This window comes from Amycolatopsis sp. BJA-103 (assembly GCF_002849735.1).
Lineage (GTDB): Bacteria > Actinomycetota > Actinomycetes > Mycobacteriales > Pseudonocardiaceae > Amycolatopsis.
Genome location: NZ_CP017780.1, coordinates 8,482,169 through 8,508,398, shown reverse-complemented (window position 1 = coordinate 8,508,398; position 26,230 = coordinate 8,482,169). Strand labels below are relative to the sequence as shown.

Below are 26,230 nucleotides of genomic sequence, written 5' to 3'. Positions count from 1 at the left end.
GCGGACCAAGTCTCCTGGGAACGGAACCGGATGGGTAAGTGTCCTAACGGGCGGACTACCGGGTGGTGTAGTTCGGCGCCTCGACGGTCATCGTGATGTCGTGCGGGTGGCTCTCCTTGAGTCCGGCCGCGGTGATCCGCACCAGCTGCGCCTCCTGCAGCTCGGGGATCGTCGACGCACCCGCGTAGCCCATCCCCGACCGCAGCCCGCCCACCAGCTGGTGGACGACGTTCGCGAGCGGCCCGCGGAACGGGATCCGTCCCTCGATGCCCTCGGGGACCAGCTTGTCCTCGCTCAGCACGTCGTCCTGCGCGTAGCGGTCCTTCGAGTAGGACTTCGCCTGGCCGCGCGACTGCATGGCGCCCAGCGAGCCCATGCCGCGGTAGGTCTTGAACTGCTTGCCGTTGACCAGGATCAGGTCACCGGGCGATTCGGCGGTGCCCGCGAGCAGGCTGCCGAGCATCACGGTGGACGCGCCGGACGCGATCGCCTTCGCGATGTCGCCCGAGTACTGGATGCCGCCGTCGCCGATCACCGGGATCCCGGCCGGGCGAGCGGCCTGGTCGGCCTCGTAGATCGCGGAGATCTGCGGCACACCGACCCCGGCGACGATCCGGGTGGTGCAGATGGAACCCGGGCCGACGCCGACCTTGATCCCGTCCGCGCCCGCGTCCACCAGCGCCTGCGCGCCCGCCCGCGTCGCGACGTTGCCGCCGACGATGTCGACGGTGTCGCCCAGTTCCTTCTTCAGCAGCGCGACGGTCTCGACGACGGCGCGGGAGTGCCCGTGCGCGGTGTCGACCATCAGCACGTCGACCCCGGCGTCGGCCAGCGCCATCGCGCGCTTGTGCCCGTCCGGGCCGACGCCGACGGCGGCACCGACGATCAGGCGGCCGTTGGTGTCCTTGGAGGCGTTGGGGTACTGCTCGGTCTTCACGAAGTCCTTGACCGTGATCAGCCCGCGCAGCTTGCCGGCGCCGTCGACGATCGGCAGCTTCTCGATCTTGTGACGGCGCAGCAGCCCGAGCGCGGCTTCCGCGGTGACGCCGACCTGCGCGGTGACCAGCGGCAGCTTCGTCATCACCTCGTGCACCGCACGGGTGTAGTCGACCTCGAACCGCATGTCGCGGTTGGTGATGATGCCCACGAGCGTCCCGGCGGCGTCCGTCACCGGCACACCGGAGATCCGGAACCGCGCGCAGAGCGCATCGACCTCGGCGAGGGTGTCTTCAGGCGAGCACGTGACCGGGTCGGTCACCATGCCGGCTTCCGAACGCTTCACGACCTCTACGGCGGACGCCTGGTCGTCGATCGGCAGGTTGCGCTGCAGCACGCCCATCCCGCCCTGGCGCGCCATGGCGATCGCCATGCGGCCTTCGGTGACCGTGTCCATGGCGGCGGAGACCAGCGGGATGTTCAGGGTGACGTTGCGGGAGAGCCGGGTGCGGGTGCTGACCGCACTGGGCACCACGTCGGACTCGGCCGGCAGCAGCAGCACGTCGTCGAAGGTCAGCCCGAGCATGGCGAACTTGCTCGGGACGGGGGCGGTGACGCTGTCGCTGGTCATAGCAGGCGAGGGGCCTTCCTAGCGGTGACTAATGGGGGCCGCCGTGGCTGAGGACATCACGGCGAGGGCCTGCCCCTCATGATATCCGGGCCGGGCGGCCGCTCGGCCCGGGTGGGCGCCCGGTAGCGTGCAGGCGTGCCGCAAGATGCGTTGCCCCCAGACCCGTTCGCGGATGACCCGGACGACCCGGCCCGCGCGTTCATCGACGACGCCGACCGGCTCGACGAGCCGATCAGCGACGAAGAGCGCACCGAGTTGCTGGCCGACCTCTCCGATCTCGCCGTCTACCAGGCGCTTCTCGAACCGCGCGGGGTACGCGGGATCGTGGTCGACTGCGGTGAATGCGACGAACCCCACTATCACGACTGGCATCTGCTGCGCGCCAGTCTCGAGCAGCTGCTCGCCGACGGCCGGATGCGGCCGCACGAGCCCGCGTTCGATCCGAACCCCGGTGACTACGTGAGCTGGGACTACTGCCGCGGTTTCGCGGACGGCGTCACCGCCAACGAGAGCGCCTACTGATCGCGTTTAGCCCGCTAAAGGCGATTTGGGGCTTACACGAAAGGGCCTGGTGAGAGGGATCTCACCAGGCCCTTCGGCGTTCTTGGGGTGTTACGGCGTCTCGGCCGCGGCGCCCGGTGCCTGTGCTCCGGCACCCGGCGACGGCTCGTTACGCGAGCCACCGGGGTCGTTGCCCGAGGCGGGCGGCGTCGTCGACGTGGTGGGCGGCGGAGGCTCACTCGTCGTGGTCGGCGGAGTCGGGGTGGGAGTCGTGGTGCCCGGCAGGCTCGTCCCCGGGTTGCCGCCTCCCGGCAGCGACGTCGGCGGAGCTGTCGGCTGCGGAGTGGGCTGCGGGGTCGTCGCGACCGGGGTCTGCGTCGGCGACTGCTGATCCGGCGGCAGTGGCTGCTGGCCGGGATTCTGCAGCTGGGCGCTCAACTGGCGATGCTGTTCGAGCAGCTGATCGCGGTTTTCTTCGTCTGTCACCTGGCTCAGCGCGGCCTGTGCCTCGTCGAGCGCCTTGCGCGCGTCGTCGAGGCGACCGCCGGCGAGCGCGAGGTTGGCCTTCTCGAGATCGAGTTTGGCCGCCGCAGCGGCCTCGACCGACCGGGCGTGGTCGGCGTAAAGCACCTTGGTCAGGCCCCAGAGCGTGTCACCAGGCTGCGCGTCCTTCGCGGCGAGACCGGTACCGGCGAAGGCGATGGCCAGGACAGCCGCCGCGGCGGCCACCGGGACCAGCAGCCGACGTCTTCCCCCGTGTTTGCGGGCCAGCGCGGCCGTCTTCACGGTGACGACGGCGGTGTCGACGTCGACGAGCTCCGCGAGCGGTTCGCTGTCGATGTCACGCCGCCAGGCCAGCAGGAGCGCGTTGAGCTCCTGATCGCCGAGGTCGTCGGCCATCTTCGGGTCCGAGCCGCCGAGAGCGTCGAGCAGCGCGTCATCGGCCTGAACAGCCGAAAGATCAGCGGCGAACTCCGCCTCGGAGGACGTCAGCCCTCTTTCGAAGGCCGTCAGTTCACGATCGGTCCCAGGGGAGAACCGATGGTCGCGATCGGTCACTCAGATCACCTCCTCAGCGGCCAGAACCTTACGTAGGCGCGCCAGGGCGCGATGCTGGGCCACCCGGACGGCGCCGGGGGTGGACCCCACGGCTTCGGCCGTCTCTTCGGCGGACAGTCCGACGACGACACGCAAGACGACGATCTCGCGCTGTTTGTCGGGAAGTACACGGAGCAGCTGCGACATACGCTCGTTCAGCTCGCCTTGGAGGGCACGCTGCTCGGGACCGACGCCGCCCTCGATCTCATCGGGGACTTCCGCGACCGGTTCAGCCCGGTTACGGGCCGCGGCGCGATGCGCGTCGGCCACCTTGTGCTGGGCGATCCCGTAGACGAAGGCCAGGAACGGGCGGCCCTGATCACGGTACGAAGGCAATGCCGTGAGCACCGCGAGACACACCTCCTGAGCAACGTCGTCTGCGGAAGCGAACGAACGCTCCTGCCTGCCAACCCGAGCGCGGCAGTACCGCACTACCAAAGGACGGATGGCCGCCAGCAACCGCTCGACCGCTTGAGGATCACCCTCAACAGCAGCGGCGACCGGCTCATCCAGTCCGTCCCCCACATTGGCCATCGCAGACAACAGTCCCAGTGTTACGTATAGGTGTGCAAAGAGTCCGGCGTGTGACTTCGGAGGCCACTACCGGTGATAGCTACCGTACCGCCCGGGCCCGCCGCCTTCGCTGACGGCCGCCATCGGCGCGCCGCCTTTCCGGCGAGCACGCTGAGACCCGGGTCTTCCTGGGTTCCCTTCGCTCGTAGTCGAACTTTCAACGAGCTGGAACGCAGTGGGATACGACGGTCCACCCGAAGGCGGACACGCTCGGGCAAGAGTGCCCGAGCGGTGAGCATAAAGGCGCGAAGCGTGACAGGGAACACAGGTACGGGCCAGGGGGTTCGCCCCCGGCCCGTTGTCACCCGTTGCGCAATCCAGCCAGTGAAATCAGGAAAGCATTGTCAGGAAACGAGTCCACGGCGGAATCCGTGGGCGACCGCTTGAGCGCGGTCTCGCACGCCGAGCTTGCGGAACAAGCGGCGCGCGTGGGTTTTCACGGTGTCTTCGGACAGATACAGCTCGCGGCCGATCTGTCCGTTGCTCTTGCCCTGGCTCATTCCGCGGAGCACCTGAAGCTCGCGCTCGGTGAGCTGGACACCGGGGTCGGACGGCTGGCGCGGCGCCGGCACCGAAGTGCTGGCGAGGGTGTGCGCCAGTGCGGCGACCAGCTCGGGACGCGAGGCGTCCCAACGCAGGTAGCCGCGGGCTCCGCCGGCGATGGCGGCGGCGATGCTGCCCGCATCGTCCGGGGCGCCGAACACGATCACGTTCGCTTGGGGGTTCGCTGAGACGAGCCGCCTGGTGGCTTCGACGCCAGTCGGGACAGCGCGCTGGGTACCGACCAGCACGACGTCGACCGGCTGACGGGAGTACCGGGCCAGCAGCTCGTCACCGTGCGCTACGCAGTCGATGCGACTGACCCCTGGGACCGCGGACATCACTCGAGTGAGCCCTTCGCGGACACTGCGTCGGTCGTCGCAGATCAAGACCGTCGTCACGGGGTTTCCTTCCTGCAGCCGGGTGACATTCCACTTCCCCTATCGGACGCTTTAGCCCGAACCTTGACACGATCCGGTGGCTTTTTTTGAAAACTCTTAGCCCAGTTGCCGGAATGGGCCCTCCAACAGGCTAGACGCCTCCGGCGGGGACCCACGGAGATTCCCGGGCGAGCCACCTCCCGCAAGGATCTGCGTGCCGTAACACTGCGTGCAACAGTTCGGGCACTCTGAATCGATACTCATCGGCGTGTCCTGCCCCGAGGTCGGCCGCGAGCAGGCAGGCCACCCACAGAAGTGAATTGAATTCGTATTTTTCGGCGGTTTCGCGAGCGCTCTCGACCAGCGCCTTCGCCCGCTCCCGCTGAGCGGAACTCCCATTCGCGATCGTCACGCCGAGTACAAGCTGTGATTTGACGACATGTCGGCACGCGCCCCGGATCCGCGCGGTTTCCCACGCCATTTCCGCAGGTGCGATCCCCGCCCCGGAAAGGTTACTCGCCAGTTCGATTTCCGCGCCCACCCAACCGGCCCTGGTTCGGCTCCGCCAGTTGCCGGTGTGCGCTCCCGCACGCGCCACCAGCCGCCGGGCGGCGGCCAGCCTTCCCCGCCCGAGGTTGTCCGCCGCGAGACCGAGGAGGGCGTCCGCCCGCGCCCCTTCGGCGTCCAGGCCGTCGGGATCGGGTTCGCCCCCTGGCACCCCGATCGCCAGCGCGAGCGCCTCACCGTCGAGCACGAGGGCCGCCGCGTGCCCGCCCAACTGCCGTCGATGCGACGCCAGCGTGCTCGCGGCCAACGACGCGAGCACCGGGTCCTTGCTCGTGCGCAAATCGTTCAGCAGGGTGGCCGCCGCCGCGTACCGGCCGCGTCCGCCGAGCACGATCGCGGCGAGCAGCCGTCCACGAGGCGACGCGGGCACCTCGAAGGGTTTCGGCGGCGGCACGCCGTCGCCGAACGCGGCGGACCGCAAGGACGCTTCCATCGGTCCTTTCTATCGCCTCGCACCGACAAGAACGTGCTCGATCCGGTCGGCGGCCGTCGTCAGCTCGCCGAGCAGTTCGATCTTGTCCGGGAGGGTCGCGGGATCCCAGCCGGGCCCGCAGGCGAACAGCCTGCTGCGTTGACGGCCGCGGGACACCCTGGAGAACAGGCGCGGGTCCGCGGTCGCGGGCCGGCCCGACCACAGGACCACCGCGGCGGGGACGCTGCGGCGGACGGTCACCGCGAGCACCTCGGCCGGCAGGGAGGCGCCGAACAGCTGCGCCCCGATCCGGCGTCCGGCGAGTGCCGCGGCGAGGGCGTACATCGGCATGTTGTCGCGTTCGTCCGGGACGCAGGTCAGCAGGACCGGTCGCTGGTTGCGCGGCTCGCGGAGCACCGGCGTCGCGCGGACGAGGGCGGCGTACACGCATTCGGCGAGCAGGTACTCGACCTCCGCACCGGCGCTGACCCCGCGCCAGCGGGCGCCGAGCGCGGTCAGGACCGGCGACACCACGCCGGTCCAGGCGGGCAGGACACCGAGTTCGCGGATCGTGTCGGCGAGCATGCGCTGGACCGCGCCGAAGTCCATCGCGAGCGCGGCGGTGCTCAAGCGTCTGGCGAGACGCGACGGGACGTCGTGATCCTCGGCCGGCGGCGAGGCCGCCTGTTCCTCCACTTGGACCACAGCGGTTTCGGGGCTCTCCGCCGCCGCTCGGGGCATCTGCTCGAGTGCGTACTTCGCCGCTTCGGCTGTCGAGGCGCCGCGGAGCAACGCGCGCTGCATCAGTTCGAGACGGCCGATGTCGGAGCTGCCGTAGCGGCGGTGACGGCCGTTGGTATGGCGGCTCGGTCCTACGCCGTATCTCCGGTCCCAGGTTCGCAGGGTGGACGGTGCGACCCCGAGCCGGCGTGCGACGGAGGCCACCGGCAGGGTGGGTTCTTCACTGCTGATCCGAGATCCCACTCGACCCAATATCCAGGCAGGCCGGTGCCCCGGCAACCGGAACGGAAAGTACCGCTCACACATCCGGGGGATGCCTAACGGCTGAATCGTCTTGAATCCCTTGAACAAGTATTGGCGCGCTTCTAACGTTACGGCCGTTGCACCGAATGGAGTAGCCGCAGCGCAGCAGAGCAGGTTAAACGCTTCGACCGGATGACGGAGGCGGTCAGGATGGCGGACACACGCAGGCTCCCGGGACCCAACGCCGATGTATGGGACTGGCAGCTCGAAGGGTCGTGCCGAGGCATGGACAGCGCGTCCTTCTTTCACCCTGACGGCGAACGCGGGCCCGCCAGAGCCCGCCGTGAGGCGAGGGCCAAAGCCGTGTGCCTGGCTTGCCCGGTGCTGGCCATGTGCCGGACCCACGCACTCGCCGTGCACGAGCCCTACGGGATCTGGGGCGGGCTGTCGGAGTCGGAACGCGAGCACATCATCAAGGCGGACAAGCGCACATTGAGCATGTCGAACGGCTGATCCGGCCGGGTCGGCAACGCGGAAGGGCGGCATCCGGGTGGGGTGCCGCCCTTCCGCGCGTCCAGGTCCGGGTGCGCGTCGCGTTTAGCGGGCTAAACGCGATCCGCCCGCCGTCGCGCTCCCCCGCCGTCGGATCGCGTTTAGCCCGCTAAAGGCGCGCCGACGGGGTGGTCGGGACGACAAAACGGGGCGGCACTCCGAGTGGAGTACCGCCCCGCTTCGAGGGTGGAACTAGTGCGCGTGGCCGTGACCGCCCGAGGCGGGCTCCTCGTCGGCCGGCTTCTCGACGACGGAGCTCTCCGTCGTGAGCACGAGCCGGGCGATGGAGGCGGCGTTCGCCACCGCGGACCGGGTCACCTTGACCGGGTCGACGATGCCGGCGGCCAGCAGGTCGGTGAGCTCACCGGTGGCGGCGTTGAAGCCGTGCCCCCAGCTCTGCTCCTGGACCTTGTTCACGATGACAGCGCCCTCGTGGCCCGCGTTGGTCGCGATCCAGAACAGCGGGGCGGACAGCGCGTCGCGGACGATGCGGACACCGGTCGCTTCGTCGCCCTCGAGACCGAGGCCGCCTTCGAGCTCCTTGACCGCGTGCACGAGCGCCGAGCCACCGCCGGGCAGGATGCCCTCTTCGACGGCCGCCTTGGTCGAAGCCACGGCGTCCTCGATGCGGTGCTTACGCTCGTTGAGCTCGGTCTCGGTGGCCGCGCCGACCTTGATCACCGCGACACCACCGCCGAGCTTCGCCAGCCGCTCCTGCAGCTTCTCGCGGTCCCAGTCGGAGTCGGTGTTCTCGATCTCCTTGCGGATCTGCGAAACGCGCCCGGCGATGTCGTCCTTGGTGCCGGCACCGTCGACGAGCGTGGTGTCGTCCTTGGTGACGACGATCCGGCGCGCGCCGCCCAGCTGGGCCAGCGTGGTCTCGGACAGCTTGTGCCCGATCTCGGCCGAGATGACCTCGCCGCCGGTGACGACCGCGAGGTCGTCCAGGAACGCCTTGCGGCGGTCACCGAAGAACGGCGCCTTGACCGCGACGGCGGTGATCGTCTTGCGCAGCGAGTTCACCACGAGGGTCGACAGCGCTTCGCCGTCCACGTCCTCGGCGATGATCAGCAGCGGCTTCTTGGCCTCGACGACCTTCTCCAGCACCGGGAGCAGGTCGGCCAGGGACGAGATCTTCTCGCGGACCAGCAGGATGAAGGCGTCCTCGAGGATCGCCTTCTGCTCTTCCGGGTTGGTCGCGAAGTGCGCCGACAGGAAACCCTTGTCGAACTGCACACCCTCGGTGATCACGAGCTCGGTCGCCAGCGTGGACGACTCCTCGATCGTGATGACACCGTCTTCACCGACCCGCTCGACGGCTTCGCCGAGCAGGGCGCCGATGGCCGCGTCACGCGAGGTGACGGTGCCGACCTGGGCGATGTTGTCGCGGCCCTTGACCGGGGTCGCCTTCTCCTTGAGGATCGCGATGACCTTCTCCGCGGCGGCCTCGATGCCGCGGCCGACGGCCGTCGGGTTCGCGCCGGCCGCGACGTTGCGCAGGCCGACCTTCACCAGCGACTGCGCGAGCACGGTCGCGGTCGTGGTGCCGTCACCGGCGACGTCGTTGGTCTTGGTGGCGACGCTCTTGGCGAGCTGGGCGCCGAGGTTCTCGAACGGGTCGTCGAGCTCGATCTCGCGAGCGACGGTGACACCGTCGAGGGTGATGGTCGGGCCACCGAACTTCTTGTCGAGCACGACGTGGCGACCGCGCGGGCCGAGGGTGACCTTGACCGCGTCGGCGAGCTTGTTCACCCCGCGCTCGAGCGCGCGACGAGCGTCCTCGTCGAAACTGATCTGCTTGGGCATGCCTGTTCCGCTTACCTTCCAGTCTTACTGCTCGGAAAACACGAACGCCCCGTTCCCCGGCAATGCGGGGCCCGGGGCGTCATGCGCTGAGAGCGGACGTCAGTTGATGACGGCCAGCACGTCGCGAGCGGAGAGGATCAAGTAGTCCTCACCGTTGTACTTCACTTCGGTGCCGCCGTACTTGGAGTAGATGACGACGTCGCCGACGGAAACGTCGAGCGGGACGCGGTTGCCCTTGTCGTCGATGCGGCCCGGGCCCACGGCCAGAACCTTGCCCTCCTGGGGCTTCTCCTTGGCGGTGTCGGGGATGACGAGGCCGGAAGCGGTCGTCTCCTCGGCCTCACTCGTCTGGACAACGATCTTGTCCTCGAGCGGCTTGATGTTCACGCTCACCGGGTTGACCTCCACGGTCGTCGAAAGCGTTGGCAGGATGAGTTACGGCTCCTACCACCCCCGCCGTCGCGGGTGCCGGGGCGTGTTCGGGCCGTGCAATTAGCACTCTAGCCATGTGAGTGCCAGCTTCGCAAGGAGGGTCCGATCACCTTGCGAAAACTGGGCCACCAGGCTCCTGACCGGCCGTTTTGTTCCGCCAAGGTTCCTCGGCGCTCTCGATCGCACTCGTCCGGCGTGCCCGTCCGTTGACGGCCTCTTGGCCCATGGTGCCGAGTCCGGGCGACGCGCGTGGCGGGCCCATTAGCTGGTGACCGGGCTGGAGGGACGGCTACTTCCGGGCGTTCGTGAGCAACAACCAGGTCGGGACGGTGCCCTTCCTGGGCTTGCTGGCGGATCGCGTTTAGCCCGCGAAAGTCGCCCGGCCAGCGGTCGCACGTCCCCGCCGCCCAGATCGCGATTAGCCCGCTGAACGCAAGTCCGCCAGGTCGCTCACCAGGGCATCGGGGTCGACGGAGGCGAGGGCCTCGCGCTTCGTGGGCGTGACCGCCAGGGCGACTGAAGCGACACCCGCGGCGCGAGCGGCGAGGACGTCCGCGGCGGAGTCGCCGATCATCACGCACTGCCCGGGTGAGGCACCGAGAGCGCGCATCGCGGCCTCGATCAGTGTCGGGTTCGGCTTCAGCTGCCCCGGGTCGCTCGTGCTCCTCGCACTGATCCGGCGGACCTGCTCGGTGAGCTCGTACACCGTGAGGAACGACCGGATCGCGTCGACGGAGTTGTTGCTGACGATCGTCACCGTGAAGCCCTGCGCGGCCCACTCGCGAATCGTCTCCTGCGCACCCGGCGCGGGCGCGATCTGCGAGACGGCCTCCCCCTCCAGGCGGCTGAGCTGCCGCTCGACGACGTGCGCGGTGTTCGGACCGCACGACCACGCGTACTCCAGCACGTCGAACGGATCGGCGGTGGCGCGCACGTCAGCGGGCAGATCGGGTCCGACGAGGCGTTTGAGCCGATCGGCCACCTCCCGCGCCGGCAACTCGGCGAACACGTCGCACACCGGCCCGTCGAAATCGAGGAAGACATGGTCCTTCTCCTGCAGAAGCTCCTTCACCCCGGTCATGCCCCCACCTTGCCACCGGATCGCGTTTAGCCCGCTAAACGCAAGTCTTGGACAGACCTTACGGACGGGGCGGGTTTCTGGTTAGGTTCCGACCATTGGGGTCGGTCCTGTACAGCAGACCTAGACACTGGGGGTACACGCCCATGCCGCGTCCCTTCCGTCCCGTTGCCCTCGAACCGCTCCGGCGCCGGTCCAAACGGACCGCCGGACTCGCGGTCCTCACCCTCGCAGCCGGACTCCTCGCCGCCATCCCCGCCGACGCCGCCCCAGCGGATCAGCAGCGTCAGCGGGACTTCGCGGCCGCCGCGCGGGAGTTCGGCGTCCCCGAGCACGTCCTGCTCGGCGTCTCCTTCCTGGAATCTCGCTGGGACTTCAACGCCGGCACCCCGAGCACGTCCGCCGGCTACGGCCCGATGCACCTGACCGACCTGCGCGAAGCGGGCACCGGCACGCATCACGACGAAGGCGGGGAGGACCCGCGCGGCGACGACGCCCGCCAGGCGAAACTCCCGGCGACACCGGCGCCGAAGCCTCCCCCGCCCGGCCTCCAGACCATCGACGAGGCGTCCGCGCTGATCGGCCAAGACGTCGCGACGCTGCGCACGAACAGCACGCAGAACATCCGCGGTGGCGCCGCTCTTCTGGCGAAGTACCAACGCGAAGCGGGTGACTGGTACGACGCCGTCGCGCGCTACAGCGGCGCGAAGGACAAAGCGGGAGCGCAGTCCTTCGCCGACGAAGTCTTCGACACCATCTCCAAGGGCGTCAGTCGCAAGACCGACGACGGCCAGAGTGTCGCTCTAGCCGCGACGCCGACGAGCGCGCCCCGCGCGCAGGCCGACGTCTCGAAGGCGGAGTGCCCGAAGAAGCTCTCGTGCCTCTCAGTGCCGGCGCCGTACCAGGAGTTGCCGGACAACGACTACGGCAACCACGACAAGGCGGATCGGCCGACGAGCCAGAAGGTCGAATACATCGTCATCCACGACACCGAGGGTTACTGGGACACGGCGATGGACCTCGTCACCGACCCGACGTACGTGAGCTGGCACTACACGATCCGCTCAGCCGACGGCCAGATCGCGCAGCACGTGCCGACCAAGGACGTCGCCTGGCACGCGGGCAACTGGTACGTCAACGCGAAGTCCGTCGGCATCGAGCACGAGGGCTTCGCCGCGAAGGGCACTTGGTACACGGAGGCGATGTACCGCACCTCCGCGAAGCTCGTGGGCTACCTCGCGCGGAAGTACGACGTCCCGCTCGACCGCGCGCACATCCTCGGCCACGACAACGTCCCGGGCACGATCCCCTCGACCATCAAGGGCATGCACTGGGATCCGGGCCCGTACTGGGACTGGTCGCACTACTTCGATCTGATGGGCGCCCCCCTGTCCGGCTTCGGGCGTCCCGGTTCGCCGCTGGTGACCATCACGCCGGACTTCGCGACGAACCAGCCCGCGTTCACCGGCTGCGAGACCGCCGGAAAGCCTTGCCCGGCAAGGGGTTCCGGTTCTGTCGTGCTGCGTAGCGAGCCGAACGACGCGGCGCCGCTGCTCAAGGACATCGGCCTGCGCCCGGACGGTTCGGTGAGCACGATGGCCGTCTCCGACATCGGCAGCCGGGCGGAGACCGGCCAGCGCTACGTCGTCGCCGAGCGGCGCGACGGCTGGACGGCGATCTGGTATCTCGGCCAGAAGGGCTGGTTCCGCGACGCGCGCACGACTAGCCCGGCGTTCGGTCTGGTCGTCACCCCGAAACCCGGTCTGGAGACCGTGCCGGTGTTCGGGCGCGCGTACCCCGAGCCTGAGGCCTACCCGGCGAACGTGCCGGTGCAGCAGGTCATCCCGCTCCCCTACACCTTCTCGGCGGGGCAGCGGTACTCGGTCGGCAACGTGCTCGGCTCCGAGTATTACTGGGCGACGACGTTCGACCCGGCGAACCACGTTGTCGTCAAAGGAAAGACGCGCTACGTGCAGATCCAGTTCGGACACCGCGTCGCCTTCGTGAAGGCGGACGACGTCCGGATCCTTCCCGCCTTCTGACCCCCTGACCCGGATCGCGTTTAGCGGGCTAAACGCGATCCGGGTCAGGAGTCGAGGGCGACCTTGACCCCGGGAGCGTGCTCGGTGTTCCGCCGCGTCTTCGACCAGCCGTTCCGGCCGCGCACCAGGCGGAACAGCGCCCGCCACGACGTGATGTAGAACGTGTAGATGTACAGCGCGTAGACGAAACCCATCCCGATGCCACGCAGGAGATTGCGGCTCTTCAGGCATTTGAACTGGTAGATCGGGCCCCACACGATGAACGGCAGCAGCCCGAAAGAGCCGTAGATCGCGAACAGGATCCAGGCGCCGTCGTCGGCGAACCAGGTCCACACCTGCGCCGGATCCCCCGCGGTGGTGAAGAACAGCAGGATGAACGGGATCGGGTACAGCAGCGAGCCGAGCAACTGCATCCACGGCTGCGCGAGGTAGTACATCATCTCCGCCGCGCCCAGCGTGCTCACGTGCGGCGAATCCCAGATCCGCCGCAGGTACCGCGAACACTGCATCGTGCCCTGGCCCCAGCGCGTGCGCTGCACCAGGAACCGCCGCAGGCTGTACAGCCCTTCCTGTTTCACATGGGAATCCGGCGTGTAGCCGGTCCGCCAGCCCGCGGTCAGCAGGTGCACGCCGAGTTCGAAATCCTCCAGCAGCGAACCGCGCCACGGCTGTCCGTCCGGCCCGGCGATCGAGTCCAATGCGGACAGTCGCGTGAACTGACCGTTGCCGCCCATGGAGATCGTGCCGGTGAACCCGCGCGAGGTCTGGATCGCCGCGATGGCCGTGCGGAACTCGAGATCCTGCATCTGGGCCAGCTTCAGCCCGAAGGCGCGCGAGAACCAGTTCCTCCCCGGCGGACGGCTGTCGGCGTTGCCCATCCAGACGTCGAGTTGCACGGCGCCGATCGTCTCGTCGCCGAACAGATGGTCCGCGGCGCACACTTCGAGGCAGTTCTCCGCCGGGCGGCCGTCCGCGTCGACCACCACGACGACCACGTCCTCCCGGCTCGCGTCCGGGCCCATCCAGTCGTTGAGCGCCTGGTAGGCGGCGTTGAGCGCGTCGCCCTTGCCCGTCCTCGCCTCCGGACGGCGCCGGGGAACCAGGTGCAGGTACGGGTCGTAGCCGCCGTTGCGCCGCCAGATCGACTTGACCACCCGGGCCGTGCGGTCCTCCGAGTCGTCGTCGACGACCCAGACGTGCGCGTGCCGGAAGGTCGAACGCAGGTACCGCACCGTTTCGCGGATGACGGACTGCTCGTCCCGGCACGGAACGAAGAAGTGCCAGGTGAAATCGGCGGCGTCACCGACGGGTGCGGGTTTGCGCCGCAGGTACGGCACGACGATCACGACCACGTACACGATGAACGCCACACTCATGGTGAGCGCGAACGCCTGGGTGATCGCGAGCAGGATCTTGAGCGAGCCGCCGCCCATCAGACGGCCTCGCGCTCGGCACGGGGCTTGCGGGTGCCCAGCCAGACGAAGAGCACGAGGGCGACCGCGCCACCGATGACGCTCACCATCGAACCGAGCAAAGTGTGTCCCCAGTAATAACCTTCGTCCACGCCGAGCCAGTTCACGAGTCCGACGATCGCCAAAACCCTCATCTGATTGACAAGAATCACCACGGCCGCCGAAATGGCCAGCGACACGAACAGTCTCTTCGCATTTCGCGGACGGAAATACAACATGGCGGCGGTCACCAGTAAGAGTGGTAGCAACATGAATGCCGAAGAGCATTCCGGCGTCATTCGCAACCCGAGTGGAGTATCGCCTGACAACCCAAAGTAGACCGTCTCGCGCTCACCCGCGACAAAGACACCCGATGTGGTGATGACCCTCAGTATCAACCCGGAGAGTTGTACCTCGAACACGCGGTAGACGCGTTCGGCCAGCACCAGGCCTGCCGCGACGGCGATGACCGCCAGCACCGCGACACGGAGCGGGAACCGACTGGAACTGGGCAAAGGAGCGCTCGCGACGGCCACGGTGACCCTCTCAGGAAAGACGCTGCGGACGATGGGATTCGACGAAGCGGACAGGGACCTCGCTGACGAGGTTAAGCGAGCGGGAACCGGCCCTTTCGCCCGGGGTTCGCAATTCCAGTGCGATCATGGGGCCTTTCGGCACGATCGTGGACTAACTGACTAGGCCGAACGAGTGATGTTCTCCACGACCTGCGAAGAATGGCATCGAAACCACCTGATCCGGTGATCCTGGACGTTTTCTGTGCAATTTGAGAAACACTCGGCGATAGACGATCCGCGAGCCGAATCAGGCCACCCGGGATTCGTCCGCGACGGTCACGCCCAAGCGACGACCGGAGAAAACCCCACGAATCAATTCGGAGGACCAGTTGAAGAACACGCACCTCTTGCGACGAGGCGGATTGCTCGCCGCTGTGGTGGTGAGCGTTGCCCTCGCCGGCGCGGTACCCGCCTCGGCGGCCCCCGGTGACGGCTCCGCGTATGGCGTCAAGGTCGATGTATCGCTCCTCGGCCTCGACGCGGTGAAGGCCGGGCCGCTCGCCGAAGCGAAGACCTCGGGGCCGACCACCAACAGCCTCGCGACGGTCAACCTCGCCGGTGTGCTGACCGCGGGCGCGATCAACACCGAGGCCAAACGCGACGACAACTCCGGCGCGGTGACGGCCAAGGCCAGCACGGCCGATGTCGGGCTGCCGCTGCTCAAGGCCGCCCTCGGCAACGTCGGCGTCAAGGCCGTCGAAGCCACCTGCACCGCCACCCAGAAGGGTGTGCAGGGCGCGACCAGCCTGGTCGCCCCGAACCTCGGCAGTGTGGGCGCCGTCGACACGACGCCGGCACCGAACACCCAGATCAAGGTCGCTCTCGGCCTCATCAACGTCGCGACGATCACCCTCAATGAGCAGATCAAGAACGCCGACGGCAGCCTGACCGTCAACGCGATCCACGTGAAGCTGCTGGGCGGCGTCGTCGGCGCTCTCGGTTCCGGTGACGTGATCGTCTCGTCGGCCACCTGTGGCCCGGCCGGCCTGCCCGTGCCGCTCGCTTCGGGCGCGGGGCTGTGGATCGGTCTCGGCCTGCTCGGTGCCGTCGCCGTTCCGGTCGGTATCCGCGTCGTCCGCAACCGGCGTCCGGCGACCACCGCCTGACCTGGGTGAAGTGAGGTCCAGATGTACAAGTTGCCTGGCGCCGGAGTCGGCGTCGCCGGTGGTGGGGTGGGTGCCCTCGCCGCCACCGGGGCCGATGTCGGCTGGTGGCTGGCCGTCGGCGTGATCCTGCTGGTTCTCGGAACCATCGCGGTCATCGCCGGCTACCGCCGCACGAAACGGCTCGGCAAGGTGGGGAGCTGATCGCTCCCTTCGGCAGGACCGGCCGCCGGCGTGGGCCCTTCGCACGCCGGCGGCCGTCACCGGGATTTTCCGGGACACTCGAAATCGTGGACGAGGAGCGCGAACGCGTGGATGTGATGTTGCTGGCCGGGACCCGGCCGGAGGCGGTCAAGCTCGCGCCGCTGGCACTGGCGCTGGCGGAGCACCCGAACCTCCGGCCCTTCGTCGTCCACAGTGGACAGCATCAGGGCATGGTCGAGCAGGCGCTGATCCCGTTCGGCCTGCCCGTCGATGCCTGGCTCGACACCCCGCCGCGGACCACGGGCACGCAGTCGGAACTGGTTTCCGGACTGCTCCCCGCGCTCGACGCGGTGCTGCGACGGGTCGCGCCGTCTGCGGTCGTCGTCCAGGGTGACACGACGACGGGGCTGGCGGGCGCGCTCGCCGCGTTCTGGCTGGGCATCCCGGTCGTGCATCTCGAAGCGGGACTGCGCACGCATGACCTCGCCGCGCCGTTCCCCGAAGAGGGCACGCGGCAGATGATCTCGCGCATCGCCGCCCTGCACCTCGCGCCGACCCCGGGTGCCGCCGCCGCGCTGCGCACGGAAGGTGTTCCGCGCCAACGGATCGCCGTCACCGGCAACACCGTCGTCGACGCCGTGATCGCGATCGCCGAACGGGATCTCCCGGCGAGGGACACCGCGCTCGCGTTGCTGGAGATGGAGATCGCCGAGGCGAACGAACGCCTCGTGCTCGTGACGTCGCACCGGCGTGAGTCCTGGGGCGAGCCGCTGAGCCGGACGCTCGCCGCCATCGAACTGATCGTCGCCGAGCACTCCGACGTCCAGGTGCTGTTCCCGGTGCACCCCAATCCGGCCGTGCGGGAGCAGGTCTTGACCGCGCTCGGCGGGACACCGCGGGTGACGATCACCGAGCCGCTCGAGTATCCCGATCTCGTGCGCGCGCTGCGGCTGGCCGAACTCGTCCTGACCGATTCCGGTGGTATCCAAGAGGAAGCGCCGACCTTCGGCACACCCGTCCTCGTGCTCCGTGAGGTCACCGAACGGCGCGAGGCCATCGAGGCGGGCTGCGCCTGGCTGGTCGGGACGGACACCGCCCTCATCGCCGACACCGCCGCGAAGATCCTGCGCGGCGATCTTCATCCGACGCACGCCGGAAACCCTTACGGCGACGGCAATGCCGCCGCCTTGACGGTGGCCGCGCTGGAGGAGCTGCTCAATCTCGCCCCGATGCCGCGCACCGCCGCCGAATTGCGCTAGATCGAGACGATCTGGACCGGCAGTGCGGGATTCGCGGAGAAATCGAGCGATGCCCGCGGACGTCCGGCGGCGACCACGTGCGCGCCGAGCGCGGCGATCATCGCGCCGTTGTCGGTGCACAGGCGCGGCCGCGGGACTCGCAGTGTGATCCCGGCCTCCGCGCACCGCTCGGCGGCGAGTTCGGACAGCCGTGAATTCGCCGCCACGCCACCGGAAATCACCAGTGTGTCCACGCCGTGTTCCTTGGCCGCGCGGATCGCCTTCCTGGTGAGAACGTCGGCGACGGCTTCCTGGAACGACGCGGCGACGTCGTCGACGGGGATCTCCTCGCCGCGGCGCTCGGCGCCTTCGACCCAGCGTGCGACGGCGGTCTTCAAGCCGGAGAAGGAAAAGTCGAACTTGGCGTCGCGCGGCCCGGTCATGCCGCGCGGGAACGCGATGGCCTTGCCGTCACCGTTCTTGGCCGCTTTGTCGATGGGCGGGCCACCGGGGTACGGCAGGCCGAGGACGCGGGCGACCTTGTCGTAGGCCTCGCCCGCCGCGTCGTCCACAGTGGACCCGAGTTCGGTGATCCCGGACGCGATGTCGTCCACCAGAAGCAATTGTGTGTGCCCGCCGGAGACGAGCAGGGCGAGACAGCGTTCGGGCAACGGTCCGTGCTGGAGGGTGTCGACGGCGATGTGCCCGGCGAGGTGGTTGACGCCGTAGAGCGGGATGTCCAGCGCCGCGGCGTAAGCCTTGGCCGCGGCGACACCGACCAAGAGCGCGCCGGCGAGGCCGGGTCCGGCGGTGACCGCGATGGCGTCCACATCGGACAGTTTCAGCCCGGCCTTCGCGAAGGCTCGCTCGACCGTCGGGACCATCGCCTCCAGATGCGCGCGGCTGGCGACCTCGGGGACGACGCCGCCGAAGCGGGCGTGCTGATCGACGCTGGAGGCGACCTCGTCGGCGAGGAGCTCGACCGTGTTGTCGTCGTGCAGGCGGACGAGGCCGACGCCGGTCTCGTCGCACGAACTCTCGATGCCCATGATGATGCGTGGCATCAGCCCGCCACCTCGTCTCGGACCTGGGCCCGCGGGCGGGCCATCGTGTAGGCGTCGGCGCCGGAAGGCTGGTAGTAGCGCTTCCGGAGGCCGACGCGTTCGAAACCGTGTCGTTCGTAGAGCGTGATCGCCGCTTCGTTGTCGGTGCGGACCTCGAGGAACACCGGCGCGGCGAGCTCGTCCGCGCGAACGAGGAGCGCCTTCAGCAGCGTGGTGCCGATCCCGTTGCGCTGCCAGCCCGGGTCGACGCCGATCGTGTGGATGCTCGTCTCGTAGTCGCCGCGGCGGCCGACGACGGCGAGCCCCGCGTAGCCGATGACTTCGTCGCTTTCGTCCGGACGCGCGACGAGATAGTGGCCGCCGGCGTCGAGTTCCGCGTGGAAGGCGTAGGCGCTCCACGGTGAATCGCCGGGGAAGAGAATCTTCTCTATCTCGACACAGCGGGGAATATCCTTGCGGCGTAAGGGTTCCAGCCTCACGGCGTGGTCACCTTCTTGCGCGCGGCCGGTTCGACGGCGTCCGGGCGACGGAGATAGAGCGGGGTGAGCGGGGCGGGGTCGCTTCCGTTTTGGAGTGCCTCACGAGCGGCCTTGACCAGCCCTGCGGGTGACGGGAAGCGCGGCTCGATCGGCTGGACGCCGAGGGCGTCCGCGTAGAGGAGGGCGCCGTCGCCCGCCGCGACCTTGATGGCGGTCTCGAGCTCGGCCGGTCGCTGGACGTGCGGACCGTCGGTGCGGGAACCGTCGGCGGCGTACGCGGCCCAGTAGACCTCGCGCCGCCTCGCGTCGGTGAGGACGAGGAAGGGCGCTTCGCCGGGGGCGACGTCGGCGGCGATCGCGTCGAGGCTGCAGACCGGGTGGGCCGGGATGCCGAGGGCGTGGGCGAGCGACGCGGCGGTCGCCATGCCGGCGCGAAGGCCGGTAAAGGGGCCTGGGCCGACGCCGCAGACGATGGCGTCGAGGTCGCGAAGCGTGACGCCCGCGGCCTTGACCGCTTCGAGGGCGTGGGGCGTGATCAGCTCGCCGTGCGCGCGCGGGTCGACCGTCACGCGGTCGCCGCGGGATTCGAGCGTGTCGCCGTCCAGGGCGACGAGGCCCGCGGTGACCGCCGGGGTCGAGGTGTCGATGGCCAGTACCAGCACGGTTACCCAGCCTACGACCAGGCTCCCGCGTCGCGTTTAGCGGCCTAAGTGCGATCCGGCACCGTGGCCGCTCCCCTGCCGCCAGGTCGCGTTTAGCCCGCTAAACGCGCTCCGTCGCCCGGCCCCCGCGTCCCGGCGCCGGATCGCGATTAGGGGGCGAAAGTCGCTCCTGCCGGCCCGCCGACCTCGGCCCAGATCGCGATTAGGGGGCTAAACGCACGTCGGGGGCAGGACAGAGCAGGGGTGTGAACCAGGTCGCAGGGGTGAAGGCGGGCGGAACGGTACGGTTCGGCGAGGGCCCTCGTGCCCCCGGCTGGCGGAGTCGAGCAGGAGGTCACACGGTGCCCGATCGGTTGTTCCCCACGCTGGCGAGCGGCTCCGACAAGGAGGCCCTCCGTTTCGGCGGCACCTCCCTGACCTACGCCGAGGTCGCGGCCGTCGCCGGCACCCTCGCCCGCGACCTCCCGAGCGGCCGCGTCGCTGTCTGGGCGACACCGACCGTGCACACCAGCGTCGCAGTGATCGCCGCGCTGCTCGCCGGCGTCCCCGCCATCCCGCTCAACCCGAAGATCGGCGAGCGCGAACTCGCGCACATCCTCGCCGACAGCGAGCCCGTCCTCGTCCTCGCCGAACCGGGCGCCGACCTGCCCGCCGGCCTCGACGACCTGCCACGCCGCGACATCCCCCTCGAAGGCACGCCCGTCGATCTCCCCGCGGAACCGGATGCCGAAGCCCCGGCGCTGATCGTCTACACCTCCGGCACCACCGGCCCGCCCAAGGGCGTCGTCCTCCCCCGCCGCGCGATCTCGACCACCCTCGACGCCCTCGAAGACGCCTGGGAGTGGACCGGCGACGACGTCCTGGTCCACGGCCTCCCGCTGTTCCACGTCCACGGCCTGATCCTCGGCATCCTCGGACCGCTCCGGCGCGGCGGCTCGGTCCGACATCTCGGCCGATTCACCACCGAAGGCGTCGCACGCGAACTCGCGACCGGAGCGACGATGATGTTCGGCGTCCCGACCATGTACCACCGCATCGCGGGCGAAGTCGGCGACAACCCGTCGCTCGCCGAAGCCCTCAGCGGCGCCCGGCTGCTCGTCTCCGGATCGGCCGCGCTGCCCGTCCACGACCACCAGCGCATCACCGCGGCGACCGGCCAGCGCGTGATCGAGCGCTACGGGATGACCGAGACCCTCATGAACACCAGCGTTCGCGCCGACGGCGAGCGTGTCCCTGGCACCGTCGGCGTCCCGCTGGGCGGCGTCGAACTGCGGCTCGTGGACGAGGCGGGAAAGCCCGTCGAGGAGATCGAGACCGTCGGCGAGATCCAGGTCCGCGGGCCGAACCTGTTCACCGAATACCTCAACCGCCCCGACGCCACCGAAGCCGCCTTCGACGACGGTTGGTTCCGGACCGGCGACATGGCGACCCGCGACGCGGCCGGCTACGTGAAGATCGTCGGCCGGAAGGCCACGGACCTGATCAAAAGCGGTGGTTACAAGATCGGCGCGGGCGAAATCGAGAACGCGCTCATGGAACATCCCGGTGTCGCGGAGGTCGCGGTGACCGGTGAGCCCGATGACGATCTGGGCGAGCGCATCGTGGCCTGGGTGGTGCCCGATGGAGAACGCCCGACGGAGTCGGAACTCGCCAACCACGTCTCGCGCCTGCTGTCGCCGCACAAACGGCCTCGTGTGGTCCGCTATCTGGAGGCGTTGCCGCGCAACGACATGGGCAAGGTCCTGAAGCGGGCACTCGGATGAGCAGGGCTTCCGCACGGTCCGTCATCAAGGAGATCGCGACCGGTTTCGAAGATCTGGACGTTCCGCGGTCCGACGAGCCGGAAGACGGGCCGATCGGCTGGCCGGGGTACCGCTCGGCACGGGAAGCCGCCGCGGAGCGATCGGGCGAAGACGAGTCCGTCGTCTGCGGAACCGCCGAGATCGGCGAGGTCGAGGCGGTCGTGATCGCCTTCGAATTCGGTTTCCTGGGCGGGTCGATCGGTCAGCGGACCGGTGATCGCGTCGAGGCGGCCTTCGCGCGGGCGGTGGAGTCACGGTTGCCGGTGGTTTCGCTGATCGCGACCGGCGGCAGCCGGATGCAGCACGGGATGCGCGCGCTTTCGCAGTTGCAGCGCATCGCGCGGGCGGCGGCCGGAGCCCGGTCGGTGCCGCAGATCTCGGTGCTGCGCGATCCGACCACGGGCGGCGGCTGGGCGACACTCGGTGCAAGCGCCGACGTCATTCTCGCGTTGCCCGGGGCTCAGGTCGGTTTCGCCGGTTCCCGGGTTCGACCTTCCGACGCGCCCGCGGAGGCGTACACGGCCGAAGCGAAGCTCGCGTGGGGCCAGGTCGACAGGATCGTGCAGCCCGCCGACCTTCCCGCGGTCCTGGAACGGTGGGTGCGCTTGCTGACCTCGCCGACACCGGAAGCCGCTGAACCTCCCGGAGCGCTCGGGTCTGCGGGACTGCCCGACAGCGGGTGGGCTGCGGTTCAGGCGGCACGCTCCGCTGATCGGCCAAGGGCGGCCGAGTACCTCGACGCGTACTTCGACTGGCGCGAGGACGTCTCGGGCGACAGGTGCGGCGGAGTCGACTCCGGCGTCTTGTGCGGCTTCGGCCGGCGAGACGGCCGAACGATCGCGTATGCGGCGCAGTGCGGGACGGCGACTCTGCCCGCGGGCTTCCGCACGGCCGCGCGGCTGGTACGGCTCGCGTCGAGGCTCGGGATCCCGGTACTCACCCTGGTCGACACCCCCGGTGCGGCGAACGACGCGGCGGCCGAGCGGGCCGGTGCCGGTGCGGCGATCGCGGAACTGTTCGAGGCGGTCGCGAGCGCGGCCGTGCCGATCACGACGTTGGTGATCGGCGAAGGCGGATCCGGTGGCGCGCTCGCGTTCGCGGCGCCGGGATCGACCTGGGTGACGCCCAATGCGTACTTCTCGGTCACGACGCCCGAGGCGGCCGCGGCGATCCTCAAGCTGCCCGCCGACGACGTCCCTGCTCTCGCGGACCGGCTGCGGCTACGCCCCCAAGACCTGGTCGACCTGGGAATCGCGCGTTTCGTGGTCGGCCCGGCGGATCGCGTTTAGCGGGCTAAACGCGATCCGCGCGGGTGATTGAAAAATCATCGATACCTTCCGTGTCGACGTCGGTTGCGGCCTTTCGGCGCGGAATGGGAAGCGACAAACGGTCGGAGATCGGCGCTGAGCGGACGCGTTGCGCGAAGCATGACCATCTGCATGTGCGAATGCCGCTTTCGAATGTCCGTTCCTGAACATTTCCTTCCGCGCCGATAACTGCAATCCACTCGATAGCGTGAATTCGAAACACTCTAGGTGTACTCAGCTGCCACTATCTCGCCAATGTGCGTGTTACCCACGGCCGCAACTACTCTTTCGAGTTATGGCAGGGAAATCCGATGACCCGGGGTGAAGTGCGCCGACCGCTCGGCGCAAGAAGCAGCAACCTTTCACCTACCGCCCCGTAGGTCCGGAAAGTTCGTCCACAATGACTTGTGTTGCGGTCGGGCAACTGCCGAATGCCGCACAAAAAGGAAGCGGCTCCCCGTGCAAGGGGGAGCCGCTTTGCGGTTCAACAGCTCCATCAACCCGAATTAGTCCTATGGAGGCGTCAAACATGCCCAGCGTAGCGCCGTGTTCCGGCGGTATGCCAGAGGAGCCACCCCAGTCGCAGGCGATGACCCCGGATACGAACCAGGATCACCGCGGCGGGTGTCACCCGGCAGAAGTCACTCTCGACGAATTGCTCGATCTGGCGGGCGAACCGGTCGGCATGGTCACCGACCCCGCGTGCCGTCGAGTTCATCTGCGTCCCGCGGCCCAGTGGCCCGATTTCTGGCGAAGCACGTTCTTCGGCAGCAAGGAGAACGCCAGGCGTGTCCTGCTCTACTGGTTCGCCTTGATCGCCCCGCTTCTCGCGCTGGCTTTGGTCGCGACGCCCGCCGCGCAAACCGGCGTGCTCGGCCTGTGCGGATTGTGGTGGATTCACCATCGGCGCGGACCGCGGGCTGAGCCGGCCCCCGCCGTCTAGGGAGGGCAGGGTGCGCATGCCGCTGTGGCTACCAGCGGCATGCGCACCCCCAAGCCCGCTTGGGGCATGGAGGGGACGCTTCGCCTGGCCAGCCCTGATGCGGCATCCGGGTGAGATCGCGTTTAGCCCGCTAAACGCGCTCCGGCCCGCCTGCGGCGCAGGTCGCGTTTAGCCCGCTAAACGCAAGTCGGGCGTGCGGGACGCCCAGGTGCCGTGCGGCTCCAAGGTGACCACGCGGACATCGTCCTCGCGACGCTCCATGCGCACGACGAGGTAGTCGTCCGAAAGGCGCTCCGCCGCTCCCTCGCCCCATTCGACGACCAGGGCGGACCGCTCGAGTTCAGTGTCGAGGTCCAGGTCATCCAGCTGCGAGAGATCCCCGCCGAGCCGGTATGCGTCGACGTGCACCAGTGCGACCCCGGCTTCGCCCGCCGGATGCACCCGAGCGATCACGAACGTCGGCGAGCTGACCCGTCCACCGACGCCGAGACCGTCCGCGATCCCGCGGGTCAGCGTCGTCTTGCCCGCTCCGAGCGGTCCGGCGAGCAGCACCAGGTCGCCCGCGCGCAGCGAACGTCCGAGCGATCGCCCGAAGTCCATGGTCGACTCGGGAGTCGGGAAAGCAAAGTTCATCAGCGCTGCCACCACCAGGTTCGCCGGTCAGGATCTTCACCATCGGTGCCCGTGCACCGCTGCATCAAGTCGATCAGGTGACTGTTCACCAGTTCGGGTTGTTCCAGCTGCACCATGTGCCCAGCGCCGCGCACGCGCACCAGCTCCGCGTCCGGCAGCTCCGCCGCGATCCGCTCGGCGTGCGCGATCGGCGTGAACCGGTCGGAATCCCCGCCGATGACCAGCACGTGCGCGTGCTTCAACCCGGCGAGCGCGGCGTACCGGTTGTGGCTGCCGAGCGTGTCGACGAAATTCACGAGCCCGCGTACCGGCGTCACTTCGAGCATTTCCAGCATGAAGTCGACGAGTCGCGGAGACACGTCCCGGCTGCCGAAAGCCAGCCTGCGCACGGCTTGCCGGGTCAGCTGCCCTCCGGCGGCGCGCACGAACTCGACGAGTCCGGGCTGCCAGCCCGCCAGCCCGCCGACGCCTCGCGTGAGCGGGTTGTACTTCGAAAGCAGCGATCGCGGCAGTCCCCGAGCGCCGACTTCGCCCGCCGCGGTCGCGATGAACGCGACGCCGCCGACGCGGTCGTCGAACAGCTCGGGATGCTCCGCCGCGAGCTCCATGATCACCATGCCGCCCATCGAGTGCCCCATGAGCACGATGGGCCCCTCCGGCACCACCGAGCGCACGACCATGTCGAGATCGCGCGCCAGCTGCTCGATGGTGCTGGTCTCGGCGTTCGCGGCGCCGGATTGCCCGTGCCCGCGATGGTCGTAATAGACCTGACGCACGCGCGGCAACTTCAGCGACGCGAGATCTCGCCGCTGGAAATGCCAGCAGCGCTTCGACAACGCGAAACCGTGCACGCCGACGACGGTCAGCTCCGGTTCGCCCCCATCGGCCGGATCGATCTCCTCGACCGCGAGCGGCGTTCCGTCCTCCGCCGCCACTGTCGATGTCCGGTCCGGTTCAAGATCCCCCAACGGCTCGTCCACGAACGGATCCTCATTCTGCCGCCGCTGCTGTGCGGCGACGGCGATCGCGGCGGCGGTGCCGGTGGCCACCGCCCCGACGCCGCCGACGATGGCCAGCAGTCGTCGTGAAGGTGTCACGAGCCTGCCTCCAGATACGTCCGGTGGATTCGCGGGCGATACATCGAAGTCACGATCTCGTAGTCGATCGTCCCCAGCTTGTCGGCCCATTCCCGGGCCGTGGGCTCACCAAACGTGCCCTGCCCGAAGAGAATCACTTCGCTACCGACGGCGGGTTCGTCGTCTCCGCAGTCGACGACCAGCTGGTCCATGCACACGCGTCCGGCCACCGGACGACGGCGTCCGCCGAGCCAGACGTCCATCCGCCCGGACAGCGATCGCGGCACGCCGTCGGCGTATCCGACCGGGACCAGGGCGAGGGTGGTGTCGCGCTCGGCGGTCCAGGTGTGGCCGTAGGAAACCGATTCGCCGGCCGCGATCCGTTTGGTGAGCACGACCGACGATTTGAAGGTCATCGCGGGGCGCAGGTCCTCGGTGGCGGGGATCGGGTTCAGCCCGTAGACCGCGATCCCGGCGCGGACGAGGTCGAAGTGCAGGTCCGGCCTGGTCAGCACGGCGGCGGAGTTCGCGAGGTGCCGCATCGGGTTCAGGCCCGCCGCGCGGGCGATGTCGTAGGCCTCGTCGAACCGCTTCGCCTGCGCGTCGACGGACGGGTGGCCGGGCTCGTCGGCGCAGGCGAGGTGCGACCAGATCGCGACGACGTCGATGAGCGGCCTCGCGGCGGCGGCCGCCTTGACCAGCGCCGGCCATTCCGCAGGTGGACAGCCATTTCGGGAGAGGCCGGTGTCGATCTTGAGGTGCACCCGACAGATCGCACTTAGCCCGCTAAAGTCGCGCGCCCGGCGCACGCCATCGGCAACGCGGGCGAGTTCGTCGAGGGAGCTGACGGCGACGTCGATGTCTTCGGCGACCGCGGGTGCGAAGTCGGCTTCGGGGGTGTCGAGCCAGCTGAAGAGCCGGGCGCCGATTCCGGCGCGGCGCAGCTTCAGGGCTTCGTCGAGGGAACAGGTGCCGAGCCAGGTCGCTCCGCCCTCGATGGCGGCACGCCCGGCCTCGACGGCTCCATGGCCGTAGCCGTCGGCCTTGACCACGGCCATGGTCTGGGCCCCTGGGGCGCGGGAAGCGAGCAGGGCGACGTTGTGCCGGATGGCGGACAGGTCGATGACGACCTCGGCACGCGGGAAACTGGCGGTCATAACG

26 protein-coding genes are annotated in these 26,230 nt (G+C 69.0%); 9 read left to right on the top strand and 17 right to left on the bottom strand.

Going from position 1 to position 26,230, the window contains the following annotated elements; all coding sequences use genetic code 11:
* Nucleotides 1–55: 55 nt before the first annotated feature.
* Entirely contained in the window at nucleotides 56–1,567 is a 1,512-nt protein-coding gene (guaB, locus tag BKN51_RS38440) for an IMP dehydrogenase (protein WP_101612225.1), read from the bottom strand.
* Nucleotides 1,568–1,702: 135 nt separating this feature from the next.
* Between guaB and BKN51_RS38435 the strand changes: the two genes are divergently transcribed.
* The gene (locus tag BKN51_RS38435; protein ID WP_005166667.1) at nucleotides 1,703–2,089 is read left to right on the top strand and encodes a DUF5319 domain-containing protein; all 387 of its coding nucleotides are present in this window, start codon (nucleotides 1,703–1,705) and stop codon (nucleotides 2,087–2,089) included.
* Nucleotides 2,090–2,179: 90 nt separating this feature from the next.
* Here the strand turns inward: BKN51_RS38435 and BKN51_RS38430 are convergent, their stop codons facing one another.
* The 5 genes from BKN51_RS38430 to BKN51_RS38410 all read right to left on the bottom strand — a co-directional run bounded on the left by BKN51_RS38430 (nucleotide 2,180) and on the right by BKN51_RS38410 (nucleotide 6,583).
* A complete protein-coding gene (locus BKN51_RS38430; protein WP_168214490.1) occupies nucleotides 2,180–3,127 on the bottom strand; it encodes an anti-sigma-D factor RsdA in 948 nt (315 codons plus the stop codon).
* Complete coding sequence (locus BKN51_RS38425) at nucleotides 3,128–3,700, bottom strand: sigma-70 family RNA polymerase sigma factor (protein WP_037314832.1); 573 nt, start codon at nucleotides 3,698–3,700, stop codon at nucleotides 3,128–3,130.
* Nucleotides 3,701–4,083: 383 nt separating this feature from the next.
* Complete coding sequence (locus tag BKN51_RS38420; RefSeq protein WP_003073605.1) at nucleotides 4,084–4,680, bottom strand: response regulator transcription factor; 597 nt, start codon at nucleotides 4,678–4,680, stop codon at nucleotides 4,084–4,086.
* Between the two features lie 130 nt (nucleotides 4,681–4,810).
* Nucleotides 4,811–5,659: a hypothetical protein gene (locus BKN51_RS38415; RefSeq protein ID WP_101612224.1), complete on the bottom strand. Its 849-nt coding sequence runs from the start codon at nucleotides 5,657–5,659 to the stop codon at nucleotides 4,811–4,813.
* Nucleotides 5,660–5,668: 9 nt separating this feature from the next.
* Nucleotides 5,669–6,583, bottom strand: a complete 915-nt coding sequence (locus tag BKN51_RS38410; RefSeq protein WP_174720581.1) for a MerR family transcriptional regulator — start codon at nucleotides 6,581–6,583, stop codon at nucleotides 5,669–5,671.
* 249 nt (nucleotides 6,584–6,832) lie between these two features.
* Here BKN51_RS38410 and BKN51_RS38405 point away from each other — a divergent pair, with 249 nt between their 5' ends.
* Complete coding sequence (locus BKN51_RS38405; RefSeq protein WP_037315007.1) at nucleotides 6,833–7,135, top strand: WhiB family transcriptional regulator; 303 nt, start codon at nucleotides 6,833–6,835, stop codon at nucleotides 7,133–7,135.
* Between the two features lie 231 nt (nucleotides 7,136–7,366).
* On the opposite strand, the gene groL is transcribed toward BKN51_RS38405, so the two are convergent.
* The 3 genes from groL to BKN51_RS38390 all read right to left on the bottom strand — a co-directional run bounded on the left by groL (nucleotide 7,367) and on the right by BKN51_RS38390 (nucleotide 10,493).
* Nucleotides 7,367–8,980, bottom strand: coding sequence for a chaperonin GroEL (groL, locus tag BKN51_RS38400; protein ID WP_101612222.1), 1,614 nt, complete (start codon nucleotides 8,978–8,980; stop codon nucleotides 7,367–7,369).
* Nucleotides 8,981–9,079: 99 nt separating this feature from the next.
* A complete protein-coding gene (gene groES / locus BKN51_RS38395) occupies nucleotides 9,080–9,373 on the bottom strand; it encodes a co-chaperone GroES (protein WP_007031106.1) in 294 nt (97 codons plus the stop codon).
* A 457-nt stretch (nucleotides 9,374–9,830) separates the two neighbouring features.
* Entirely contained in the window at nucleotides 9,831–10,493 is a 663-nt protein-coding gene (locus BKN51_RS38390) for an HAD family hydrolase (protein ID WP_101612221.1), read from the bottom strand.
* A gap of 143 nt (nucleotides 10,494–10,636) precedes the next feature.
* On the opposite strand from BKN51_RS38390, the gene BKN51_RS38385 reads away from it, so the two are divergent.
* Nucleotides 10,637–12,532, top strand: coding sequence for an N-acetylmuramoyl-L-alanine amidase (locus BKN51_RS38385; RefSeq protein WP_101612220.1), 1,896 nt, complete (start codon nucleotides 10,637–10,639; stop codon nucleotides 12,530–12,532).
* A gap of 44 nt (nucleotides 12,533–12,576) precedes the next feature.
* Here the strand turns inward: BKN51_RS38385 and BKN51_RS38380 are convergent, their stop codons facing one another.
* Together BKN51_RS38380 and xrtP are read right to left on the bottom strand one after the other, a co-directional pair.
* Complete coding sequence (locus BKN51_RS38380) at nucleotides 12,577–13,965, bottom strand: glycosyltransferase (RefSeq protein ID WP_101612219.1); 1,389 nt, start codon at nucleotides 13,963–13,965, stop codon at nucleotides 12,577–12,579.
* On the bottom strand, nucleotides 13,965–14,462 hold the full coding sequence (xrtP, locus tag BKN51_RS38375; RefSeq protein WP_101612218.1) for an exosortase P: 498 nt from the start codon (nucleotides 14,460–14,462) through the stop codon (nucleotides 13,965–13,967). The genes BKN51_RS38380 and xrtP overlap by 1 nt, the downstream gene beginning before the upstream one ends.
* Nucleotides 14,463–14,887: 425 nt before the next feature.
* Here xrtP and BKN51_RS38370 point away from each other — a divergent pair, with 425 nt between their 5' ends.
* The 3 genes from BKN51_RS38370 (at nucleotide 14,888) to wecB (ending at nucleotide 17,124) form a co-directional block, all read left to right on the top strand.
* Nucleotides 14,888–15,664 (top strand): choice-of-anchor P family protein, encoded by a 777-nt coding sequence (locus BKN51_RS38370; RefSeq protein WP_101612217.1) that lies wholly within the window; start codon nucleotides 14,888–14,890, stop codon nucleotides 15,662–15,664.
* Between the two features lie 21 nt (nucleotides 15,665–15,685).
* The gene (locus BKN51_RS38365; protein ID WP_044855691.1) at nucleotides 15,686–15,865 is read left to right on the top strand and encodes an LPXTG cell wall anchor domain-containing protein; all 180 of its coding nucleotides are present in this window, start codon (nucleotides 15,686–15,688) and stop codon (nucleotides 15,863–15,865) included.
* Nucleotides 15,866–15,972: 107 nt separating this feature from the next.
* A complete protein-coding gene (gene wecB, locus BKN51_RS38360) occupies nucleotides 15,973–17,124 on the top strand; it encodes a non-hydrolyzing UDP-N-acetylglucosamine 2-epimerase (RefSeq protein WP_101613709.1) in 1,152 nt (383 codons plus the stop codon).
* Here the strand turns inward: wecB and tsaD are convergent.
* From tsaD to tsaB, 3 genes are read right to left on the bottom strand one after another with little or no spacing between them, the layout of a single operon-like run.
* Entirely contained in the window at nucleotides 17,121–18,167 is a 1,047-nt protein-coding gene (tsaD, locus tag BKN51_RS38355) for a tRNA (adenosine(37)-N6)-threonylcarbamoyltransferase complex transferase subunit TsaD (RefSeq protein ID WP_101612216.1), read from the bottom strand. The two genes, wecB and tsaD, sit on opposite strands and share 4 nt — an antisense overlap.
* Nucleotides 18,167–18,646, bottom strand: a complete 480-nt coding sequence (rimI, locus tag BKN51_RS38350; RefSeq protein ID WP_101612215.1) for a ribosomal protein S18-alanine N-acetyltransferase — start codon at nucleotides 18,644–18,646, stop codon at nucleotides 18,167–18,169. The genes tsaD and rimI overlap by 1 nt, the downstream gene beginning before the upstream one ends.
* Nucleotides 18,643–19,308 carry a tRNA (adenosine(37)-N6)-threonylcarbamoyltransferase complex dimerization subunit type 1 TsaB gene (gene tsaB, locus BKN51_RS38345; RefSeq protein ID WP_101612214.1) on the bottom strand — a complete coding sequence of 222 codons (666 nt, stop codon included), beginning with the start codon at nucleotides 19,306–19,308 and terminating at the stop codon, nucleotides 18,643–18,645. Before tsaB ends, rimI begins: the two co-directional genes overlap by 4 nt.
* A 341-nt stretch (nucleotides 19,309–19,649) precedes the next feature.
* Here tsaB and BKN51_RS38340 point away from each other — a divergent pair, with 341 nt between their 5' ends.
* The 3 genes from BKN51_RS38340 (at nucleotide 19,650) to BKN51_RS38330 (ending at nucleotide 23,360) form a co-directional block, all read left to right on the top strand.
* Nucleotides 19,650–21,071 (top strand): acyl-CoA synthetase, encoded by a 1,422-nt coding sequence (locus BKN51_RS38340; RefSeq protein ID WP_101612213.1) that lies wholly within the window; start codon nucleotides 19,650–19,652, stop codon nucleotides 21,069–21,071.
* On the top strand, nucleotides 21,068–22,399 hold the full coding sequence (locus BKN51_RS38335; RefSeq protein WP_101612212.1) for a carboxyl transferase domain-containing protein: 1,332 nt from the start codon (nucleotides 21,068–21,070) through the stop codon (nucleotides 22,397–22,399). Before BKN51_RS38340 ends, BKN51_RS38335 begins: the two co-directional genes overlap by 4 nt.
* Nucleotides 22,400–23,072: 673 nt before the next feature.
* Nucleotides 23,073–23,360: a hypothetical protein gene (locus tag BKN51_RS38330; RefSeq protein ID WP_102906591.1), complete on the top strand. Its 288-nt coding sequence runs from the start codon at nucleotides 23,073–23,075 to the stop codon at nucleotides 23,358–23,360.
* 168 nt (nucleotides 23,361–23,528) lie between these two features.
* Here the strand turns inward: BKN51_RS38330 and tsaE are convergent, their stop codons facing one another.
* From tsaE to alr, 3 genes are read right to left on the bottom strand one after another with little or no spacing between them, the layout of a single operon-like run.
* Nucleotides 23,529–23,993, bottom strand: a complete 465-nt coding sequence (gene tsaE / locus BKN51_RS38325) for a tRNA (adenosine(37)-N6)-threonylcarbamoyltransferase complex ATPase subunit type 1 TsaE (RefSeq protein WP_168214489.1) — start codon at nucleotides 23,991–23,993, stop codon at nucleotides 23,529–23,531.
* On the bottom strand, nucleotides 23,993–25,090 hold the full coding sequence (locus BKN51_RS38320) for an alpha/beta fold hydrolase (protein ID WP_168214488.1): 1,098 nt from the start codon (nucleotides 25,088–25,090) through the stop codon (nucleotides 23,993–23,995). The genes tsaE and BKN51_RS38320 overlap by 1 nt, the downstream gene beginning before the upstream one ends.
* On the bottom strand, nucleotides 25,087–26,226 hold the full coding sequence (alr, locus tag BKN51_RS38315) for an alanine racemase (protein WP_101612210.1): 1,140 nt from the start codon (nucleotides 26,224–26,226) through the stop codon (nucleotides 25,087–25,089). The genes BKN51_RS38320 and alr overlap by 4 nt, the downstream gene beginning before the upstream one ends.
* Nucleotides 26,227–26,230 lie beyond the last annotated feature (4 nt).

Excerpts from the sequence above, each read along its gene's own strand:
- guaB (WP_101612225.1), bottom strand. The coding sequence starts at position 1,567 with ATGACCAGCGACAGCGTCACCGCCCCCGTCCCGAGCAAGTTCGCCATG.
- BKN51_RS38425 (WP_037314832.1), bottom strand. The coding sequence starts at position 3,700 with ATGGCCAATGTGGGGGACGGACTGGATGAGCCGGTCGCCGCTGCTGTT.
- BKN51_RS38415 (WP_101612224.1), bottom strand. The coding sequence starts at position 5,659 with ATGGAAGCGTCCTTGCGGTCCGCCGCGTTCGGCGACGGCGTGCCGCCG.
- BKN51_RS38405 (WP_037315007.1), top strand. The coding sequence starts at position 6,833 with ATGGCGGACACACGCAGGCTCCCGGGACCCAACGCCGATGTATGGGAC.
- groL (WP_101612222.1), bottom strand. The coding sequence starts at position 8,980 with ATGCCCAAGCAGATCAGTTTCGACGAGGACGCTCGTCGCGCGCTCGAG.
- BKN51_RS38390 (WP_101612221.1), bottom strand. The coding sequence starts at position 10,493 with ATGACCGGGGTGAAGGAGCTTCTGCAGGAGAAGGACCATGTCTTCCTC.
- BKN51_RS38385 (WP_101612220.1), top strand. The coding sequence starts at position 10,637 with ATGCCGCGTCCCTTCCGTCCCGTTGCCCTCGAACCGCTCCGGCGCCGG.
- BKN51_RS38380 (WP_101612219.1), bottom strand. The coding sequence starts at position 13,965 with ATGGGCGGCGGCTCGCTCAAGATCCTGCTCGCGATCACCCAGGCGTTC.
- BKN51_RS38365 (WP_044855691.1), top strand. The coding sequence starts at position 15,686 with ATGTACAAGTTGCCTGGCGCCGGAGTCGGCGTCGCCGGTGGTGGGGTG.
- tsaD (WP_101612216.1), bottom strand. The coding sequence starts at position 18,167 with ATGCCACGCATCATCATGGGCATCGAGAGTTCGTGCGACGAGACCGGC.
- BKN51_RS38335 (WP_101612212.1), top strand. The coding sequence starts at position 21,068 with ATGAGCAGGGCTTCCGCACGGTCCGTCATCAAGGAGATCGCGACCGGT.
- tsaE (WP_168214489.1), bottom strand. The coding sequence starts at position 23,993 with ATGAACTTTGCTTTCCCGACTCCCGAGTCGACCATGGACTTCGGGCGA.
- alr (WP_101612210.1), bottom strand. The coding sequence starts at position 26,226 with ATGACCGCCAGTTTCCCGCGTGCCGAGGTCGTCATCGACCTGTCCGCC.